The organism is Kocuria sp. WRN011 (assembly GCF_002295155.1).
Taxonomy (GTDB): Bacteria; Actinomycetota; Actinomycetes; order Actinomycetales; family Micrococcaceae; genus Kocuria; species Kocuria carniphila.
This window is the reverse complement of the sequence record NZ_NSGI01000001.1, coordinates 365823-384753: the sequence shown is the minus strand read 5'-3', so window position 1 is coordinate 384753 and position 18931 is coordinate 365823. Positions and strand designations below refer to the sequence as shown.

The window sequence follows — 18931 nt, the reverse complement described above, 5'->3', positions numbered from 1 at the left end:
CAGTTGTTCTTCAGGCTCTACCCTGCTCGTTCCCCACCTGGGTTCTTATGCTGATCACACCTCAATTGGTGCGAGTGAATAACAGGGAACGGTCCCCTAGCCCGTTTCCTCCATGTGCCGACGAGCGAACGCCAAGGATTCGGACAACCAGGCGTCCCGCTCGTCGGCATCTTTGGATTTCCGAGTAGAAACCTCCACGCCCACTACGCCCTGCCAGCGGGTATCGCGCAGGTATTCCAGCGTTTCCGCCACCGGCTGGACACCGTGTCCCGGCAACATGTGTTCATCCGCCATGGTCTTCCCGGAGCCGTCCGTGAGGTGCACGTGGCCCAGGCGGGAGCCCAGTTCCTTCACCGCAGCCAGGGAGTCCATGTGCGCGGTGGCGGCGTGGGAGAAGTCCCACGTGACCCAGTCGTAGTCCTGACCCAAAGGGCTGTAGTGGGGTGAGTACACCACGGCCTTGCGACCAGCCACCCGCCACGGGTACATGTTCTCGACAGAAATTTTGATACCGGTCATCCGGGACACCTCACGCACACCCTGCACGAAATTGCGCGCGTACTTGGTCTGCCAGCGGAAGGGCGGGTGCACTACCACGACTTCGGCACCCACCTGTTCCGTGAGCTTGGCGGCCATCTGGATCTTGGTCCAGGCCTTGCCCCAGACTTGCTGGGTGAACAACAGCGTGGGCGCATGGATGGTGGAAATGGGCACCTGATACTCCTGAATGTGGTTCAGGAGTTGGTGGGTCAGCTGGCTCATGCGCTCATGGGTGACGAGCACTTCCACGCTGTCGTAGCCCAGGCGTCGAGCGGCATCGAACGTCTCGGGTACGCCCTTGGGGTAGAGCGAACTGGTGGACAGTGCCACGTGCGGTCGGTACGGACCCTCGGTTTGGGACATCACTTGGCCACCAAATTCTTGGGGTTGACGGTGTGGATCGCTGCCCCGGTGGTCAACCGGTCCAGTCGGCGCAGAATGAGCCCTTCGCGCAACGCCCACGGCGAGATGCGCAGGGTTCCGATGTCCAGCATATCCATCGCAGTTTCGGCCACGATAGCGCCCGCGAGCACTTGGGCCGCGCGATGTTCGGAAACACCCGGCAGCTCGGCGCGTTCGGACACGGTCATCGCCTCCATGCGCCGGGTCCACAACCGCAGATCCTCGGCATGCATGATGCGTGGAACGTAGGGCCCCTGGGCCGATGGCGCTGCGCCGCAAATGCGCGCGAGTGACCTGAACGTCTTGGACGTTCCCACGGCCAGATCCGGCCGACCGCCCTTCTCGATCTTCTCCACAGCGGGCTTCAACGTGGTGCGCACGTGCCTGCGCAACTTTTTCACGTCAGCCGGGGACGCGACGTCGCTCCCGCCCAAGAACGTGCGGTACATGCGCCCGGCGCCCAACGGAACCGAGGTGGCCACGGTGGGCAGTGCGTTGGTGCCCACCGCCATTTCGAAGGAACCGCCGCCAATATCGAAGTCCATGATGCGACCGGCGCCCCACCCGAACCAACGGCGCACCGCGTAAAAGGTGATGGCCGATTCCTGGTCCCCGGAGATCTCGGTGAGCGTGACCCCTGAGCGAGACTGCACGTGGTCCAGGACGTCTGCGCCGTTGGTGGCCTCGCGGATTGCGGAGGTCGCGAACGCCAGGAGGTCCTCGGCGTCGTGCTCGACCGCGAAATCCCGGGCCTCGACCACGAACGAGGTCAGCAGGTCTCGTCCGTGATCGGTGATCCGGCCCTGCTCGTCCTGGTGTTCCACGAGCCGCAACGCCATCTTGTGGGAGGCGTACGGTTCCGGTTTGGAACCGGGGTAGACGTCCAACAGGAGCAGGTGGACCGTGTTGGATCCGACGTCCAGGACTGAGAGCCGCATGTGGTTCCTTTGCTGAGCCGCAGGCCAAGGCCCGCGGTGGACTACTTCTTGGTGGTCGACGCCTTGCGAGTGGTCGTGGCTTTGGTCTTGGTACCGGCCGTAGCCTTGCTCGCGGTTTTCGACTTGGTCGCCGTCTTGGACTTCGTTGCGGTCTTGGTGGAACGGGCGCGCGTGGTGGTCTTCTTGGGAGCGGGCCCCTTGGCGCGCTTCTCGGCCAACAGTTGCGAGGCGCGGGCGTTGGTCATCTGCTCGATGTTCTCCGCACGCGGCACCGTCACGTTGGTCTCGCCATCGGTGATGTACGGGCCGAATCGGCCGTCCTTGATCACCATGTGCTTCTCGGTGAGGGGGTCCGTTCCAAGGTCTGCGAGCGGCGGCTTGGCCGCTTGGCGGCCACGCTGCTTGGGCTGGGAGTAGATGGTCTTGGCCTCGTCCAGGGTGATCGTGAAAATCTGGTCCTCGGAACCAATCGACCGGGAGTCCGAGCCCTTCTTGAGGTACGGACCGTAACGGCCGTTCTGCACGGTGATGGTTTCGCCGTCCGTGTCCTCACCCAGTTCGCGGGGCAGTGACAGCAGCTTGAGTGCATCGTCCAGGGTCACGTCCTGCAGCTTCATGGACGAGAACAAGGACGCCGTGCGGGGCTTGGGCTTCTCGATCTTCTTGGGCTTGGGCTTACCGTTCTTGTAGTACTCCGTGGGGATCGCGTCGAGCTCCTCCTGGGTGGGCTCGGGGATCACCTCGGTCACATAGGGGCCGTAGCGACCATCCTTGGCGACGATCATGCGACCGCTGTCCGGGTTGATGCCGAGTTCACGACCGTCGGCCTTGCCGATTTCCATGAGCTCCTGGGCTTTGGCGGCGTCCAACTCGTCCGGAGCCAGATCCAGGGGCACGTTGGCGCGCACCGGGTCGGTGATCTCACCGGTCTCCGGGTCCACCGTGCCGCCCACCTCCAGGTAGGGACCGAACTTGCCCACGCGCAGCATGATCTCGTCCGTGATGGGAATCGTGTTCACGGCGCGGGCGTCGATCTCGCCCAGGTCCTCCACGATGGGCTTGAGCCCGTGCTCGGCCTGGCCATCGCCGAAGTAGAAACCGGTCAACCACTTGACCCGTTCTTCCTCGCCGCGGGCGATACGGTCCAGATCCTCTTCGAGTTCGGCCGTGAAGTCGTAGTCCACGTAATCGGTGAAGTGGTCCTCCAGCAGGCGCACCACGGAGAAGGCCAGCCACGATGGAATCAACGCGGAGCCACGCACCTGCACGTAACCGCGGTCCATGATCGTGGAGATCGTGGCCGCGTAGGTGGACGGGCGGCCGATGCCGAGCTCGTCCAGGGTCTTCACCAAAGAAGCCTCGGTATAGCGGGCCGGAGGGGTGGTCGTGTGGCCGTCCGCGGTGACGTCCGTGGCATCCAGGGCGTCACCTTCTGCCATGACCGGAAGTCGCTTGTCCTCGTCCTTGGCCTTGGCCGACGACGCCGCCGCCTCCGGGTTTTCGTCCTTACCTTCCTCGTACGCGGCCAGGAAACCGCGGAACGTGATGACCGTACCGGAAGCCGAGAACTCGGCGTCGGCGCCGGAAAGCTCACCCGCGGCCGAAGACGCAGCGGCACCCAGCCGGACCGTGGCGGTCGATCCCTTGGCGTCCTGCATCTGGGAGGCCACGGTGCGTTTCCAGATCAGTTCGTAGAGCTTGAATTCATCCACGGACAGCTGCGAACGCACCTGCGAGGGCGTACGGAAAGAGTCACCGGCGGGGCGAATGGCTTCGTGGGCCTCCTGCGCATTTTTGGACTTGGAGGAGTAGACGCGCGGCTTACCGGGAACGAAGTCCTCGCCGTAGAGTTCCTTCGCTTGCCGGCGGGCCGCGTTGATCGCCTGGTCGGACAGCGCCACGGAGTCCGTACGCATGTAGGTGATGTAACCGTTCTCGTACAGCCGCTGGGCCACGCGCATGGTGGTGCGGGAGGTGAAGCGCAGCTTGCGCGCGGCCTCCTGCTGAAGCGTGGAGGTGGTGAATGGCGCCGCGGGGCGACGGGTATAGGGCTTGGTCTCCAGAGACCGAACCGTGAACTCCGCGTCCTGCAGGCCGGCGGCCAGCGAGGTGGCTGAGGTCTCGTCCAAGTGGACCAGAGCGCCGTCGCGAGCGGACTTCAGTTCGCCGCGATCCGAGAAATCCTTGCCCGTGGCCACACGCTGAGAATTCAGGGACGACAGGCGAGCAGTGAAGCCGCGGCCTGCGTCCTGTCCCTCGGGACGCGCGAACGTGCCCGTGAGATCCCAGTAGTCGGCGGAGACGAAGGCCATGCGCTCACGTTCGCGCTGCACGACCAGGCGGGTGGCCACCGACTGCACACGACCCGCTGACAGGCCCGAGGACACCTTGCGCCACAGTACCGGGGAGATCTCGTAACCGTAGAGCCGGTCCAGGATGCGTCGGGTCTCCTGGGCGTCCACGAGATCCTTGTCGAGCTCGCGCAGCTGACCGAAGGCACGCTCGATGGCCTCTCGGGTGATTTCGGGGAAGGTCAGACGGTAGACCGGAACCTTGGGCTTGAGCACCTGCAATAGGTGCCACGCGATGGCCTCGCCTTCGCGATCCCCATCGGTTGCGAGGTAAAGGGCGTCCGCATCTTTGAGCTTCCGCCGCAGCTCCGTGACCTTCTTCTTCTTGTCCGGGTTCACCACGTAGTACGGGTCGAAACCGTGTTCCACGTCCACCGCGAACTTGCCGTACGGACCCTTCTTCATGTCCGTGGGCAACTCAGAAGGCTGCGGCAGGTCTCGGATATGGCCCATCGAGGATTCGACCTCGTAGGCGTCGCCGAGATAACCCGCAATCGTTTTCACCTTGGATGGTGACTCCACGATCAACAGGCTCTTGCCGGTTTCAGCGTTCTTGGTGGCCTTGGTTGGCACGGTACTCCTCGTCATGACCCGTGGATTCGAGCGGGTCTGGTCCTTCCAATGGGGGCTGCACGAAATCCCCCGTGGTTACACACCGTCTCACAAGAGAGGTTTTACCACTCGTTCAGGTGCTCAGGCCGGATCGTGATCCGGTTCCGTGGTCATGGTGAACTCACGGCCCGTGGCCGAGTCAACATCGATCACCACGAAGTGGTACTTGTACGTGGGCGCCCAGGGCTTCAGTGGCAACTGCTCGGCGGCGTCGCGTTCGGCCTGGGTTTCCAGGCGACGTGCGCGGCCGTGCACCACCACGGACTGCACGTGATCCCCGACCACACGGTCCACTTCGAAAGCCACGTGATTGTTGACCACCAGGCTCGCGAGCTTGGTGCCCTGTGCAGTACGGAAATACAGCTTACGGTCCTTCGCCACATAATTGACTGGGAAAATGTCCACCATGCCTGCGGCCTGCACGGCCAAGCGGCCGAACGGAAGCTCCCCCAGAAGCTCCCACACGGCAGTGGTGTCGAGGGGCAGTATCGGATTAAAGGTTTCGCCGGTGCTCATAACTTCAGTCTTACACTTCCACCAACACGCCGTGGGTGATGAGTGCCCTGATTTCACGTAACAATTGCTCCGATGGGCCGCCGTCCCACCCCAACAGCGTGCCCAGGGCGGTCAGGATCTGGCGGGCCGTCAGCTCGCCGTCGCACACGCCCACGAAACCGGCGGCCTCGCTGCTGAGCACCACGGTGCGGCGCAATCCACCGCCCTGCCGCAACAGGATCAGGGCCGGGTCCTCGGCCCCGGGACGGCCGTGCCGTTCCTCGGTGACGTCTTGAGCGACGTAGTAATGCTTGTTCTGCCAGGCGTCATCGGCGACGACGCCGCTCGCGGCCTCTCCGCGAAACATTGCCTCCGCGCGTGACCACTCCGCCGCCAGGGTGGCCGCGATGGGTTGCTGAATGGGGTGGTCGATGTGCTCGAAAATCCGGAGGATCTCGGTCTCGGCGCCGGGTTGCTCCGGACGCGCGAGGCGGACCATGCCGAAACCGACCGCACCCACGTGACGCGAGGTGAAGTCCGCGAGGTAGTCGCGATAAGCGGCGTCGTAGGCTTCGATATCTCGTTGCTGTGAAGCGTCCCGCAACCAGGTTTCCGCGTACTCGCACACGTCCTGAATCTCGCGTTGAATGACCCATGCGCCGACGCCCGGGGCGATCCATTCCTCGACGCGTTCGGACCAAATCTTCTCCGGGTCGGTGTCCGGCGTGTCGGGGATTTCCCAATTGGCCAGCAGATGAGCGGTGGCACCCTGAGCCATCACGGCGGGCAGCGCGGTGATCAGTTCGGAGACCAGCCGGTCGCCAGCCTTGCCACCGTCGCGGTAGGTGAAACGCTCCTCGTCGGCTTCGTTGCTGCGGCGCGGAGTAATCACAAACGGCGGGTTGGAGACGACCAGGTCGAATTCCTGGCCCGCTACCGGTTCCAGCAGACTGCCTTGTACCAGGGTGGCACGAGCTTCGAGGTCGAACGGGTCCAGATCCAGCGCGCGGGCGTTGAGCACCAGGTTGAACCGTGTGGTGGCCAGGGCCCGATCGGAAAGGTCTGTGGCCGTGACGTGACGAGCGTGGGAGAGCAGGTGGAAGGTCTGAATGCCGCAGCCGGTACCCACGTCCAGCGCGGTGTCTACGTCGCGCCGTTCGGTGGAACGGACCAACGTCAGTGAGGCTCCGCCAATGCCCAGCACATGATCACGGCGCAACACACCGGGGCGTTGGAAGGCTCCCAGGTCGCTGACCACGTAGAGCTCGCCCGCAACATCGGTGGAATAGGGGCGCAGATCCACGGACGCACGCACCAGGTCGGTGTCCGCAGCCCCATCGTTGGGGGTGCCGTTGCTGGCTGTGTCGTCGTTGGCGGTGCTGAGGTTGTCCGGCTCGCTGCTCCTGGTCCCGCCGCCCTCGTATTCCAGGAGGCCAAGGCGCCCAAGCCCCGGGGCACCCACGGTGGGCAGAGCGGCGTCGACGTCCGCAGCGGGAACGACGTCCCCCAGGAGGAACAGCGCGATCACCGCGGCCAGGCGCGGCTGTGTCTCGCTCGCGCGGTCGAGGGCGACGCGCGCAGGAACCGGTTGCTCCCGCAGCCACGCGTCCATGGCGCGCTCTCCGAGCATGTCCGTGACACCGTCCACGGTGAAATTGCTGTCTGCCAGGTCTCGGTGGAGATCCTGAATGAGCTGAGGGTCCTGCGAGCGCGGCGCATCGGCCACCGCGCTAAATGGCGCGGCAGCGGGCAAATCAGTCAATGCTCAGTGACCCAGGCGGAACTTGCGACCGGTGACGCGGGTGGGGGTGATCTCCACGAACTCTAGCTTTTCGGTCTCGAGCCACGGGCGCAGACCCAGCGACTCCACACGCTCAATGTCTTCGGTCTCGGTCAACATGCGTGCGGTCCCGCGCACGACCACTGAGTGGGCCTCGGAGCCGGTCGCGCGATCGATTTCCACGGTCACGTGCGGGTTCAGCTGCAATTGCAGCACCTTGGTGCCCTTGGCCGAGCGGAAGTACAAGCGCTCACCGTCGGTCACGATGTTCAACGGGGTGATGTCGATTTCATCGCCGTCGCGAGTAGCCAGCCGGGCGAAACGTGCCTGCTTGAGCAGGTCCCAGCTCTCCTGTTCGGAAAGCTCCTGAATGGGCGGCTGCTTGGCCTCGTCCTGCTGATCGTGTGACTTGGCAATGTTCATGGGGTGTCCCTGCTCCGGAGTGCTCATATCCCCATAATTCCATGCGCGCCGTGTCAGCGGGGAGACCACCGCTAAATTGGCGCAGATCACTGCCGTATGACGAAACCGCGCCCGTTGTGGAGGGCGAGCGGCACGGGGGCTGGTCGCGGCGGCGTCGTTGCAAGACGGGATCGTTATAAGTCGGGGACGTTTCCGTGTGACGCCGTCGATGGCCGGGGGAAGCGAGACGACTATTTCGGGCGGCTTATGCGTGTTGCTGCGTACGGAAGAATAGGACGGTGAGTTCTTCCCAGGACATGGTCAATTTGCTCGGCCGCGGACCGCAGCCCGAGCAGGTTCGTCATGTCCGCGAACTACCCGCGCGCGAGGCCGAATATGCACCGTGGCCCGAGTGGATCCACCCGGCCGTCCGCCGGGCGTACGAGCGGCTGGGGATTCATGAACCGTTCGCTCATCAAGTCGCGGCGATGACGGCGCCTCGGCACGCGATCGTGGCCACCGGAACGGCCTCCGGCAAGTCACTGGTGTATCAGTCGCTGGTGCTCAACGCCGTTCATCGTGGGAAACTTGCCATCGCCTCCCGACCTGGACTGTTACACCACCCCGAGGAAGCCACGGCGCTGTACTTGTCGCCCACCAAGGCACTTGCGGCGGATCAATTGATGTCCCTTCGGTCGCTGGGTTTCGACGACGTGCGCGCGGCCACCTACGACGGTGACACCGACACCGGCGAGCGCCGCTGGATTCGCGACCACGCGGACGTGATCCTGTGCAACCCGGACATGCTCCACCACGGCATCCTGCCCAATCACACGGGCTGGTCGCGATTCTTCCGGCGGCTGCGCTTTGTGATCATCGATGAGGCTCATTCCTATCGGGGCGTATTTGGTTCGCACGTGGCCGTGCTCATGAAGCGCCTCAAGCGGATTGCCGCTCATTACGGGGCGGACCCGGTCTTTGTGGGGGCCTCCGCGACCAGTGCATCACCGCAGGAATCGTTTGCGCGATTAATCGGTGCCTCACCTGACGAGGTGACGGCCGTGGAGCGCGATACCTCGCCGCATGGTTCGCGCACCGTGGTGTTGTGGGAGCCGGAGCAGTCGCCGGGAGGGTCCGATAACAACGCGCCCTCACGACGCACGGTGACCGCCGAGTCAGCGGACATGCTCACTGATTTGGTGCTGCAGCAGATCCGCACGATTGCGTTCATTCGGTCGCGCCGGGGTGCCGAGACGATTTCTCAGATCGCGCACCGGCAACTCGAAGAGGTTGACCCGTCGCTGGCGCACCGAGTCGCGGCGTATCGGGCGGGTTTCCTCCCGGAGGAACGTCGGGAACTGGAACAGGCCCTGCGCGACGGTCGCCTATTGGGGGTTGCAAGCACTTCTGCGCTCGAGCTGGGAATCGACATCGCCGGGCTCGACGCCGTCCTGGTCGCCGGGTGGCCCGGCACCCGAGCCTCGTTCACTCAGCAGATCGGCCGCGCGGGGCGTGCTGGTCAACATGCACTGGCCACGTTGATCGCCGGAGACGATCCGCTCGATACCTACCTGGTGAACCACCCCGAGGCGATTTTTGACGTGCCCGTGGAGGCCACGGTGTTCGAGGCGTCCAATCCGTACGTGCTCGCACCGCACCTGTGCGCCGCGGCGGCCGAGCTCCCCATCCGGACCACTGAACTCGAGTTGTTCGGGCCCACCGCCCACGATGTGGTGCAATCCCTTGAGGCCGCCGGCCACTTACGACGGCGCCCGAGCGGCTGGTTCTGGACGCGTTCCGAACGGCCCGCGGACATGGTGTCCATCCGTTCCGGGGACGGCGGGCCCGTGCAGATCATCGAATCCGAGACCGGCGCGGTGCTGGGAACCATGGGTGCTCCGCAGTCCCACTACCAAGCACATCCCGGAGCCGTGTACGTGCATCAGGGCCGTACGTACCTGGTCGAGGATTTGGACGAGGAACTCAGCGTGGCCTCCGTGCGGCACGCGTTCCCGGATTTCTATACTGTGGCCCGCGATGTGACGGAAGTTCGAGTGCGTTCCGTGGCTGACACCCAACGCTGGGGTCCCATCACCATTCACCGCGGCAGCGTGGACGTGACAACCCAGGTGATCAGTTTCCAGCGCAAACTCACCGCCTCCAACGAAGTGGTAGGCGAAGAACCGTTGGAGTTACCCCCGCGCCAATTGACCACTACAGCCACGTGGTTCACCGTGGACCAGCCTCAATTGGCCGCCATGGGAATCGAGGAACCGGACATCCCCGGCTCCCTGCACGCGGCCGAGCACGCCATGATCGGGCTGCTCCCGTTGTTGGCATCGTGTGACCGCTGGGATGTGGGTGGGCTGTCGACCGCCTTGCATGCTGACACCGAGCTCCCCACCATTTTCGTGCACGACGGCCACCCCGGCGGTGCTGGTTTCGCCGAGCGCGGTTACGACATGTTTCACCGCTGGATCACCGCCACCCGTGATGCCATTGCCGCGTGCGAATGCGAGACCGGCTGCCCGTCCTGCGTGCAATCTCCCAAGTGCGGAAACCGCAACAATCCGCTGGATAAAGCCGACGCGCTCAAGCTGCTGAACGGGTTGCTGCGGTTCGCTCCGGCTGCCACATCAGCGGAATGAGCGCTAAGCAGTCTCCGAGGGCGTACGGATAACTCACCTCACCGATATCGAACTGCATCACGGCTCTCCCGGCGGCGGTCCGGCCCGTGATATTCCAATGGCCGGGCCCAGCGGTTCCAATGGGCCGAACAGCGCGATGCTCGTGCGGACATCCACGGTGGTTTGTTCGGGACTCACCAGGTCGCAGTGATCCATGACCGCGCCGTTCTCCTGGGCTACGGCCCGGGCCACGTCGCAAGGCACGCCGCTCGCTAAGCCCCGGGCCGTGTCGGCTGCAGCGAGCGCGGCGAGGTCTGCGGCTTTGGCGGCCCGGTGCATCGAGATGCCCGCCTGCCCGAGCAACAGGATCACGATCAGCAGCGCACACATGAGCACGGCGATGGTCATGCCGTGGACAGTTCCTGACCCTTCATCGGGGTGGTTCCGACTCTTGGAACTCCCACGTGCGGCCGTCTGGCGATCCCGATGCGGACTCGACCAGACCGAACGACACCTGTCCGCTTCCGGAACACTACGGGCCCACATCTGCGTTCCTCGCTCCTTCGGTCACGGCCATGGCATCAGCTTGAAGTGTCCAGCTACTCCACTGGCCCAGGATCCCCGGTGCCGGTCCGCTGACCGTCACGTTGACCCGGTCGGAGCCGGCGGCAACGGTCACCGTGGAATCATCCCCTGCGATCTCTCGTGCTCGCTCTTGGGCGACGGCCACGGTTTCCCCTCGAGCAGCGGCCCTGGCAGACGCTCGAGCCGCTTCTTCGAAACGGACCAGTGTCATCCCGGCTGCCGCCGCGGCCAGCATGACCGCAAGCAATAACACCAGAGCGGGCATGATGACCGCGGTTTCCACGGTGACGGCACCCCTATCGCAGGGGTCTTTGGACTCTCTGCCTGACCGTGAGCCAGCGGTGGAAAAAGAGGTCCAAGGTTGCTCTGTTCTCACGTCGGTGCCTTTCCGAGAACTCAGGTGGGTCCGTTGGGCACGCCTCACCATCGAGGCGCACCCAACGGTGTTGCTCCCATCGGATTACACCGACAGAGCCTTCTGGATGATGCCCAGCAGCAGACCCGATACGGAGTCAGAGGACAGCACTGCGGCCATGACGCCGCCGAACGCGGCGGCTGCCAGGACGATCACTGCGTATTCCGCGGTGGATGCGCCGAGATCCGGGTGATCCGAGCCAAGAACGAGTTCGGTGCTGTGGGCTTCCAGCACGGCATCGGGCTGGATGACCTGCGGAGCTGCGGGGACGATGGTGACGGTGGTGTGGGACATGGTGTTCTCCTGTGTGGTGGGTGATTCGAGCGGGGATCTGGGGTTGATGTCGCGGCCCGCGGGCGGCGCTCGGCCGCGGATCATGAGGCGAACACCTTGGGCAGCAAACTCATGAGCACGGGCAGCACGCCCCAGCACATGAAGGCGGGTAGACAACACAGTCCGAGCGGCAGCACCAGTCGAACTGATAGCGCTTCTGCGGCACGTTCCGCTCGACGGAACTGGGCTCGCCTTACTTGCTCGGCTTGCCCCCGCAAGACCGTCGCCGACGCCGCCCCGGACGTCGCCGTGAATTCGAGCGCATCGCGGTAGTCCAGTAACGCTCTGGGTGACTCGTTGGCCGATGACCACGCGGTGTCCCAGTCCAGACCCAGTCGAAGTGCTGCGGCAACCCTTTGAAGCTCGGGATGACCGGTCCCGGCAGTGCTGTGGGCCAGCACGGAGACTGCCTCCGCGAGAGGTAGTCCAGCGTCAAGCTGAGTTGCTGTCAGCTCGACGAGTGTGGCTGCGGGTAACCCGGGCGAGCTGCCGTGCGAAGCCAACAGAGCGGCGTCGTCGGTCGGCGCTGAGATCGAGCCAGCGGGACCCGTTGAGGACAACGCGACCGCGCGCGGCGATGACCAGACGAAAAACGCTACGGCTACTAAGAGTCCAGTGGCCAGGGCAATGGTCATGGTCCGTCCACCCCCTCGGCGTGCCGCATGAGCTGGCGGGTCCACAACCGACCGGCCACCGTGAGGACAGCTCCCGCAATAAGTGCGATTCGGCCCCACGGTGTGGTGATCAGGGTGGTGATCGGGTCGGTCCCCATGAGCATTCCGAGACCGAGTGCGAGGACCGGCAGCCACGCAAGGACACGCACCGTGGCTCGGGGACCGGCGAGCGCGCTGTCGCGAGCGGCCTGGGCATCGATCTGTGATTCGACAGAATCAGCCAAGCCGTTCAGGGCCTTCGACAGAGATGCTCCGGAGCGTTCCGAGATCTCCCAACACGCGGCTAGCTGCACGCTGACGGAGCGGGCCCAGCGAGCGAGTTCGTGGTCAGACACGTCCGGAGTGGATTGCGCGATCCGGCCCAGGGTTACGGAGGCTGGGACACCCAGCTCCGACGCCGCATGTACGTCGCGGCACAAACGTTCGATCCAGGCGGCTGTGGGGTTGGCGGGGCTCTGGCTCGTGGCCAGGGAGGCCTGGCCGAATACGAGGGACGGACTGCGACCGGCGTTGAGCAGAGCCGCCAGCCGTCGGATCAGAGTGACCCATTGGGCCGATTCCGCCGCGCGGTCCCGTCGCCAGTGGCGGGATGCGAAGGACACCGTGGCCAGCGAAGTCCGTTGGCGTTCTGGGTCATGGCTCCGTGCGACCCCGACGCTGTGGACGACGAGGGCGCGGCTACCCGCTCCCCCGGCCCACATCAGGCCCGCCGCGGCGATGAGACTTCCCACGGACAGGGCGAGGATCATGACGCACCCTGCGGGTGTGCTGCGCCGACAAATGCAGAGTCAGATGCGCTCGCGCGAGCTGCGGGGCGTGACAACAGTTCCGCCACACGTGGCCATCCCGGGCCCTTGACCGGTTCTCCACCATCGCAGCTCAACGCCGCCAGGGTGATGAGTTGACCGCCTGACAGCTCGAGCGTGCACAGGGTCTCCAAGCGTCTGCCGTCCACTCCCCTGCTCACGTGGGCGATCAAGTCAAGGGCGCTGGCAGCCTGCAACTCGACGGACTCGCGGCTCATCCCGGCGAGCGAGCCCAGCGCCGCCAAGCGGGCGGGAACAGCTTGCGCAGAGTTCGTGCACGGTTCCGGCGCCGGCGTGTCCGGTGTTCAACGCCGTGAGGAGCTCACGGACTTCGGCCCCGCGGCACTCCCCGACCACCAGACGATCCGGGCGCATCCGCAGGGCTTGGCGCACCAGCGCTGCCAGGTCCACGGCGCCGCTGCCCTCCACATTGTCGTGCCGGGCCTGCATCCCCACCACGTGAGGATGCTCCGGGTTCAGTTCGGCTGCGTCCTCGATGAGTACCAGACGCTCGGCCGGATCGCACTGCGACAACAGCGCGGATAGGACGGTGGTTTTCCCGGACCCCGTGGCCCCGCTGATCATCAAGTTGGCCCCTGCGGAGATGGCCGTACACAGCACGTCCGCCATGAACGGGTGGATGGATCCCGAGGACACCAAGTCGGTCAGGGACAACCGCTGAGGAGCCTGAAACCTGATGGACAGCAACGTGCCGCTCGTGGACACCGGTGGGATCACGGCGTGGACACGTAGTCCAGTGGCGGTCTGCACGTCAACGCATGGGTTGGCGTCGTCGAGCCGACGACCGGCCGCCGTGATGAGACGCACCGCGAGCGCGCGAACATCTGCCTCATTCGCGAAAGGAGATGGCACCCGGGTCACGCCGCCGAGGGTCTCCACGAACACGTTCTCGTGCCCGTTGACATACACGTCGCTGAGCCCTTCGGTGGGCAGGAGCGGTTCGAGCGGACCGAGTCCCGTGAGCTCGGCTTTGATGTGCTGTACCGCCCGGATAGATCCCACCGCTCCGAGCACGCGGCCGGTGTCCTGGATGGCGCGGGCAATCCGGGCGTCAGTGAGGGCACCACCTTCCTGCAGTAAACGATTGCGGACGTCTTCCGTGAACTGAGTGTCGAGTTCCGTGCCGCTCATGACCGCGCCTCCACCTGCTGGGCTATGGCACGGACGGCTTTCGCATGTTTCGCGCGTTTGCCCCGCTGCAACACGGCACCGTTGTCGAGCTCTTGAGGGAGGCGTGGGTCGAATGTGAGGGAGCCGGCACAACCGACTCCGGTTGCCGATTCCACGATGGCTGCATCCACGTCCGCCACGTTGAGCCCGGTCAGGACGGTCATCACTGGGATCTCGCCGCAGCGCTGGACTGCCAGTGTCGCCGCCAGAACTCCCCTGACGGTGCGCGGAGTGAGCACTAGCACCGTTGAGCACCACTGAGCCTGCTCCTCGAGGCGGTCCGCATTCAGGTCAACGACCAGATAGGTCGCCGCGCTTCTCAGCGCGTGGATCACGGTGCCCACCGGAACACTGGAGGCGTGCGTGCCCTGGCGGTCCCAGGAGAGGTAACGCAGAGATCCCGCGCTCGGCATGGCCGCCCACAACTGATCCGCCGCCACAGCACCCGAGAACTGGTGCAACTCGGGCCAGCGCAGGCCGTCCTCGGATTCCGTTCCGAGCACCAAGTCCAGGCCCGCTGCACCGGGGTCGGCATCGACCGCCGCGGTGGGCACACCGGTCTCCGAGAATTCTTGGGCGAGCCAGCACGCAAGCGTCGAAGCGCCCACACCACCCGTTGCACCCACCACGCCGAGGACACGTCCGAGCTCGATCGCGCCTGTTTCGTGTTCGGAGCGCGCGAGCATCTCGGCCAGCCATTCGGCGGCGTCGGGGAGCACGACGACGGCGCTCGCCGCGCTGCGGGCCGCGAGTTCCCACGCTGACTGGTGGGAAGCCAAGGCGACGATGATCGCTCCGTTGGGAACGCGTTCGACCTCCGACGCCGCATCGACCAGCAAGGTGTCCGCGCCCTTCGTGTCGGCGAGGCTGTCGGTGACCGTCAGTTCCACGCGACAGCTCACGCACACGGCTTCTACGGATTCGATGAGCTGCGGATCAGTGCTCAGAAGATGGACCGTTCTGGTCAAGGCTGCTGCCAGTAAGTCGCGGCTACGTCGATCGACGGTCGCACGGTCAGGGTCGGTGCGCTGGGCTCTGCGCGTCCGCGGAATCACCGCCGTGTTCGGGGACCTGTGCGCTGGAGGGGTCATGCCCTTACGGTCGTCGAATCACCCGCTTTGAGGACCACCTTGGGTCCCGATTGTGGAGTCAGGACCAACCCTCCACGGCAGTCATCAGGCCTGTGCAGTTACGTCACCGCGAGTGCACCCTCGCCAGGCGGACGTCAACGAGTCAGACTTGCACCATGAACATCACACTCGTCGGTGGGGGTCCCGATTCCACGAGTCCAGGCTGTGTGGCTCCCTTTCTCGAGAAGTGCCTCGCCCTCGGCTCCGGCCGCATCGGCTTGTTCCTGACCGGTGATGCCGTCACCACTGAGCACAGCGCTGGCCCGTACCTCGAACTCCTTCACGCCGTGCGTGACCGGATCGATCTCCTCCCGCTCAGCGGCGACGTCGGCGACCTGCAACGATTCAACGCGATCATCGTGGGCGGTGGACGAACCCCCGATTATCACTCTGCGCTCGCGGCTTCGATGCCACAGCTGCGTGACCTGGTCGGCAAGGGTGCGCCCTACCTCGGTTTCTCTGCGGGGGCGATGATTGCCGCGGAGTACGCAATTCTCGGCGGATACACGATGGACGGCATTGAGGTGTGCGCATCCGAATGTTCAGAAGATCTGGAGGCCCTCACCGTGCAAGCGGGGATCGGTATCGTGCCGTGGACCGTTGACGTTCACGCCTCGCAGGCGGGCACGCTGACTCGGGCGATTGCGGTGGTGGCGTCCGGTGGCGTGTCATCCGCCGTCGCCGTGGACGAAGACACTGCCCTCCACCTGGATGACGCGCGGTATCCTCGTGTCCTGGGATCTGGGCTGGCCTGGTGGATTACTCCTGCCGGGGATCACGTAGGAGTCAGGCTTCAATCCGCCGAGCCACAGTAGCCCGCTCACGAAAACGTTCCGGTTGATGTCCCACTACCACCACGCACGAGTCGTCTCGGTGGGCCCGTCGAGTTCGGTGAGCCCGGCGTCCACCACGGCAACCGGCCGAGTGGCAGCTGCCCACTCCGCCTCACGCGGTTCATCGACCCGCACCCTGAAGTCGTCCGCCCGCCACTGTTCCCGCTCGGCTTCGGACATGGCCTCCCATGCCAATTGCGCGGCGTGGGCGCACTGGGCCGCAAGCTTGCCACTGGTCATCTCGAGCCCCGGCCGCACCTCAACGGTGACCTTCGCGTCAGTAACGTTTGAAGCGCCGTCGTCGGGAAAAGTTGTGCCCGAAACCTGAAGTTTGTTCAGTTCCTTGGGCAGCGGTTTGACCGGGCCGGGCACAAAGGCGCGCACGGCGGCGTCGCCGAATTCCCCGCTACCTGCCTGGGTGACCGTCACGCCGTCGAGTTCCTGAACGTCGGTCCAGCGTTTGCCGTCCGCGCGGCGCACCAGTTTGCGGATACGCGCGTCGCGCCAGTGCTTCACGGCCGGGTACCAGGGGCCGTCAGGTGCGGATCGCGGGTCCGCAAGCAGGGCGACGACGGCGCGCGCGGCGGTCTCGGCCACGTCCACCTGCCGCGCAGGAGACTGCCGATCCCTGTAGACCACCAATTGCATGGCCCAGGGGATGTCGTGATCATCGGGAATCTGGTCGGACATCTTTCTACTGTGTCACGCGGCATCCGCGCTCCCCACAACCGGTGTTCTGCTGTGCATGTCAGGAGCCACCCGTAACCTGAATCCATGAACGCTGACGTTGTGGCCAGGCTCCGAAGCACCTTCCGTACCGGGCGGACCCGCTCTGTGGAATGGCGCAGGGGACAGCTCAACGCGCTCGAAGCGATGCTGCTCAATCACAAGGAGCAGTGGCAAAGGGCGCTGGGCGAAGACCTGGGGAAATCTCCGTTCGAGGCCACAATGACCGAGATCTATCCGGTGATCACCGAGCTCAAACACACACGTCGCAATCTCAAGAAATGGCACAAGGACCAGCCGGTTCGCACGCCGTTGCAGTTTTTTCCCGCCCGTTCGTGGGTGCGGTACGACCCGCTGGGTGTCGTGGTGATCATCTCGCCGTGGAACTACCCGCTGCAATTGCAGTTTTCTCCGCTCATGGGCGCGCTGGCCGGGGGTAACTGCGTGGTCATCAAGCCCAGTGAGATCAGTTCGGCCGTCGAACAGCTCTTTGCCGAGCTGGTCCCGCGCTACTTCGACCAAGAAGCCGTCGCCGTAGTCACCGGCCAGGCCGACGCCGCCACTGCCCTCATCGATGCCCGCCCCGATCACGTGTTCTTCACGGGTTCCACCGCCACGGGCACCGCGGTGGCCGAACGCGCAGCTCGCCATCTCGTTCCCGTGACCCTGGAGCTGGGTGGGAAGTCCCCCACATACGTGCACAACGATGTCGACCTTCATGCGGCCGCACGCCGGATCGTGTGGGGCAAGTTCGTCAATGCCGGCCAGACGTGTGTGGCACCGGATCACATCTATGCTTACCAGGACATTGCGGCGTCATTGGCGGAGGAACTCGCGCGAGCCTTGCGCGAGAGTTTCGGAGCTCGGCCGCAGGAATCGGAAGACTATGGGCGCATGATCCACACCGGCGCGGTGGATCGCGTGAGTGCCATGCTCCCGGCCAAGGGTTCGGAGCAGATCGTGTGCGGCGGTGACGTGGATCGGGAGGATCGCTATATCGCGCCCACCGTCCTGTACCCCGTGGCCGAATCCGATCCCGTGATGAGCGAGGAAATCTTCGGCCCGGTCCTGCCCATCCTGCCGGTGCGCGGTCCTCAGGAAGCCGTGCAGCGAATGCTCACACGGGACGCTCCCTTGGCCCTGTACATCTTCGCCACGGACAAGTCCGTTCGCGACTACATCATGGACGAGGTGCCCTCCGGTGGAGTCAGCATCGGGATCCCGGTCGCTCATGTGGGTAGTCCTTATCTGCCCTTCGGCGGTAAGGGTGCCAGTGGCCAGGGGACCTACCACGGTAAATGGTCACGCGACACGTTCACTCATCAGCGGGCGGTGCTCTCCAAACCCTTGAAACCGGAGACGCTGGGTGTGATCTATCCGCCCATCCACGGCGCGGTGAAATCCGTGTTGGACCGGGCCACCTCACCGGTCGGAGACAAGAAGCGGAGGGCACCTGGGTCGTAGGATCTGACCATGAACCGACCAACGGCTTTCTTCTTGCGTGGCATCAATGTGGGAGCCAACAACAGGGTTCCCATGGCAGAGCTGCGTGCCCTCCTCACGGAACAGCTCGGCGCTCAAGAGGTGAAGACTTACCTGCAGAGCGGCAACCTAATCTGTGTTCGTCAAGGCGACCCCGCGGAGTTCGCCAAAACGTTGTCAGCGGCCATCGAATCGGAATTCGGTGTCCTGAGCCCGGTCGTTCACTGGACGTTCGAAGAACTGTCGGCGGTGCTGGCCGCAGATCCGCTGCGCGACATCGCCACCGACGACAAGCTGTATCAAGTGCACTTCTGCGACCGTCCCGTCCCCGAGCTGGATCTGGCCGCGCTACCGATCCACGACGACGAACGCATCGTGGTTGACGGATCGGAAATCTATATTTGGTACGGCAGTGACAAGGGAATCCATGCTTCCAAACTGCCGGTCGCTCTCGGTAAACAACTGCCGGACATGACCATCACCGCCCGGAACATGCGCACGGTTCGAAAGGTCGCGGAACTGCTGGACGTGGCGGCGCCGGACTGAAAAAGTGTGTGCGTTTCGGACGGCTTCGAACTCGAACTCATTGCGGAGCGCTGAGCCCGCCCG

Annotated in this window: 18 protein-coding genes; 4 read left to right on the top strand and 14 right to left on the bottom strand. The window is 64.7% G+C overall.

From position 1 onward, the window contains the following. Positions 1-96 precede the first annotated feature (96 nt). The 6 genes from CKW39_RS01795 to CKW39_RS01770 all read right to left on the bottom strand — a co-directional run bounded on the left by CKW39_RS01795 (position 97) and on the right by CKW39_RS01770 (position 7568). Complete coding sequence (locus tag CKW39_RS01795) at positions 97-903, bottom strand: sugar phosphate isomerase/epimerase (RefSeq protein WP_095796460.1); 807 nt, start codon at positions 901-903, stop codon at positions 97-99. Further along, positions 903-1880, bottom strand: coding sequence for an exopolyphosphatase (locus tag CKW39_RS01790; protein WP_095796459.1), 978 nt, complete (start codon positions 1878-1880; stop codon positions 903-905). Before CKW39_RS01790 ends, CKW39_RS01795 begins: the two co-directional genes overlap by 1 nt. Before the next feature lie 41 nt (positions 1881-1921). Next, a complete protein-coding gene (gene topA, locus CKW39_RS01785; RefSeq protein WP_095796458.1) occupies positions 1922-4804 on the bottom strand; it encodes a type I DNA topoisomerase in 2883 nt (960 codons plus the stop codon). A 120-nt stretch (positions 4805-4924) separates the two neighbouring features. After that, positions 4925-5359, bottom strand: coding sequence for a pyridoxamine 5'-phosphate oxidase family protein (locus CKW39_RS01780; RefSeq protein ID WP_095796457.1), 435 nt, complete (start codon positions 5357-5359; stop codon positions 4925-4927). 10 nt (positions 5360-5369) lie between these two features. Next, complete coding sequence (locus CKW39_RS01775) at positions 5370-7100, bottom strand: methyltransferase (RefSeq protein WP_095796456.1); 1731 nt, start codon at positions 7098-7100, stop codon at positions 5370-5372. A 3-nt stretch (positions 7101-7103) separates the two neighbouring features. Then, positions 7104-7568, bottom strand: a complete 465-nt coding sequence (locus CKW39_RS01770; RefSeq protein ID WP_095796455.1) for a pyridoxamine 5'-phosphate oxidase family protein — start codon at positions 7566-7568, stop codon at positions 7104-7106. Between the two features lie 251 nt (positions 7569-7819). Here CKW39_RS01770 and CKW39_RS01765 point away from each other — a divergent pair, with 251 nt between their 5' ends. Next, complete coding sequence (locus CKW39_RS01765; RefSeq protein ID WP_095796454.1) at positions 7820-10168, top strand: DEAD/DEAH box helicase; 2349 nt, start codon at positions 7820-7822, stop codon at positions 10166-10168. A gap of 57 nt (positions 10169-10225) precedes the next feature. Here CKW39_RS01765 and CKW39_RS01760 read toward each other — a convergent pair whose 3' ends face one another. The 7 genes from CKW39_RS01760 to ssd all read right to left on the bottom strand — a co-directional run bounded on the left by CKW39_RS01760 (position 10226) and on the right by ssd (position 15119). Continuing rightward, positions 10226-10693 (bottom strand): Rv3654c family TadE-like protein, encoded by a 468-nt coding sequence (locus CKW39_RS01760; protein WP_256382219.1) that lies wholly within the window; start codon positions 10691-10693, stop codon positions 10226-10228. Continuing rightward, positions 10680-11015, bottom strand: coding sequence for a TadE family type IV pilus minor pilin (locus tag CKW39_RS01755; protein WP_238663010.1), 336 nt, complete (start codon positions 11013-11015; stop codon positions 10680-10682). Before CKW39_RS01755 ends, CKW39_RS01760 begins: the two co-directional genes overlap by 14 nt. A 177-nt stretch (positions 11016-11192) precedes the next feature. Beyond that, on the bottom strand, positions 11193-11441 hold the full coding sequence (locus tag CKW39_RS01750) for a DUF4244 domain-containing protein (protein ID WP_254049227.1): 249 nt from the start codon (positions 11439-11441) through the stop codon (positions 11193-11195). Positions 11442-11521: 80 nt separating this feature from the next. Further along, on the bottom strand, positions 11522-12115 hold the full coding sequence (locus CKW39_RS01745; protein ID WP_095796450.1) for a type II secretion system F family protein: 594 nt from the start codon (positions 12113-12115) through the stop codon (positions 11522-11524). Further along, the gene (locus CKW39_RS01740; protein WP_095796449.1) at positions 12112-12903 is read right to left on the bottom strand and encodes a type II secretion system F family protein; all 792 of its coding nucleotides are present in this window, start codon (positions 12901-12903) and stop codon (positions 12112-12114) included. Before CKW39_RS01740 ends, CKW39_RS01745 begins: the two co-directional genes overlap by 4 nt. A gap of 231 nt (positions 12904-13134) precedes the next feature. After that, the gene (locus tag CKW39_RS01735; RefSeq protein WP_254049226.1) at positions 13135-14112 is read right to left on the bottom strand and encodes a CpaF family protein; all 978 of its coding nucleotides are present in this window, start codon (positions 14110-14112) and stop codon (positions 13135-13137) included. Beyond that, on the bottom strand, positions 14109-15119 hold the full coding sequence (ssd, locus tag CKW39_RS01730) for a septum site-determining protein Ssd (protein WP_254049225.1): 1011 nt from the start codon (positions 15117-15119) through the stop codon (positions 14109-14111). The genes CKW39_RS01735 and ssd overlap by 4 nt, the downstream gene beginning before the upstream one ends. 278 nt (positions 15120-15397) lie before the next feature. Between ssd and CKW39_RS01725 the strand changes: the two genes are divergently transcribed. Next, positions 15398-16096: a Type 1 glutamine amidotransferase-like domain-containing protein gene (locus CKW39_RS01725; protein WP_095796447.1), complete on the top strand. Its 699-nt coding sequence runs from the start codon at positions 15398-15400 to the stop codon at positions 16094-16096. A 33-nt stretch (positions 16097-16129) separates the two neighbouring features. Here CKW39_RS01725 and CKW39_RS01720 read toward each other — a convergent pair whose 3' ends face one another. Next, positions 16130-16804, bottom strand: coding sequence for a peptidyl-tRNA hydrolase (locus CKW39_RS01720; protein ID WP_016996314.1), 675 nt, complete (start codon positions 16802-16804; stop codon positions 16130-16132). 84 nt (positions 16805-16888) lie between these two features. On the opposite strand from CKW39_RS01720, the gene CKW39_RS01715 reads away from it, so the two are divergent. Together CKW39_RS01715 and CKW39_RS01710 are read left to right on the top strand one after the other, a co-directional pair. Next, positions 16889-18304, top strand: coding sequence for an aldehyde dehydrogenase family protein (locus CKW39_RS01715; protein WP_095796446.1), 1416 nt, complete (start codon positions 16889-16891; stop codon positions 18302-18304). Between the two features lie 9 nt (positions 18305-18313). After that, complete coding sequence (locus CKW39_RS01710) at positions 18314-18868, top strand: DUF1697 domain-containing protein (protein WP_095796445.1); 555 nt, start codon at positions 18314-18316, stop codon at positions 18866-18868. Positions 18869-18931: the final 63 nt, after the last annotated feature.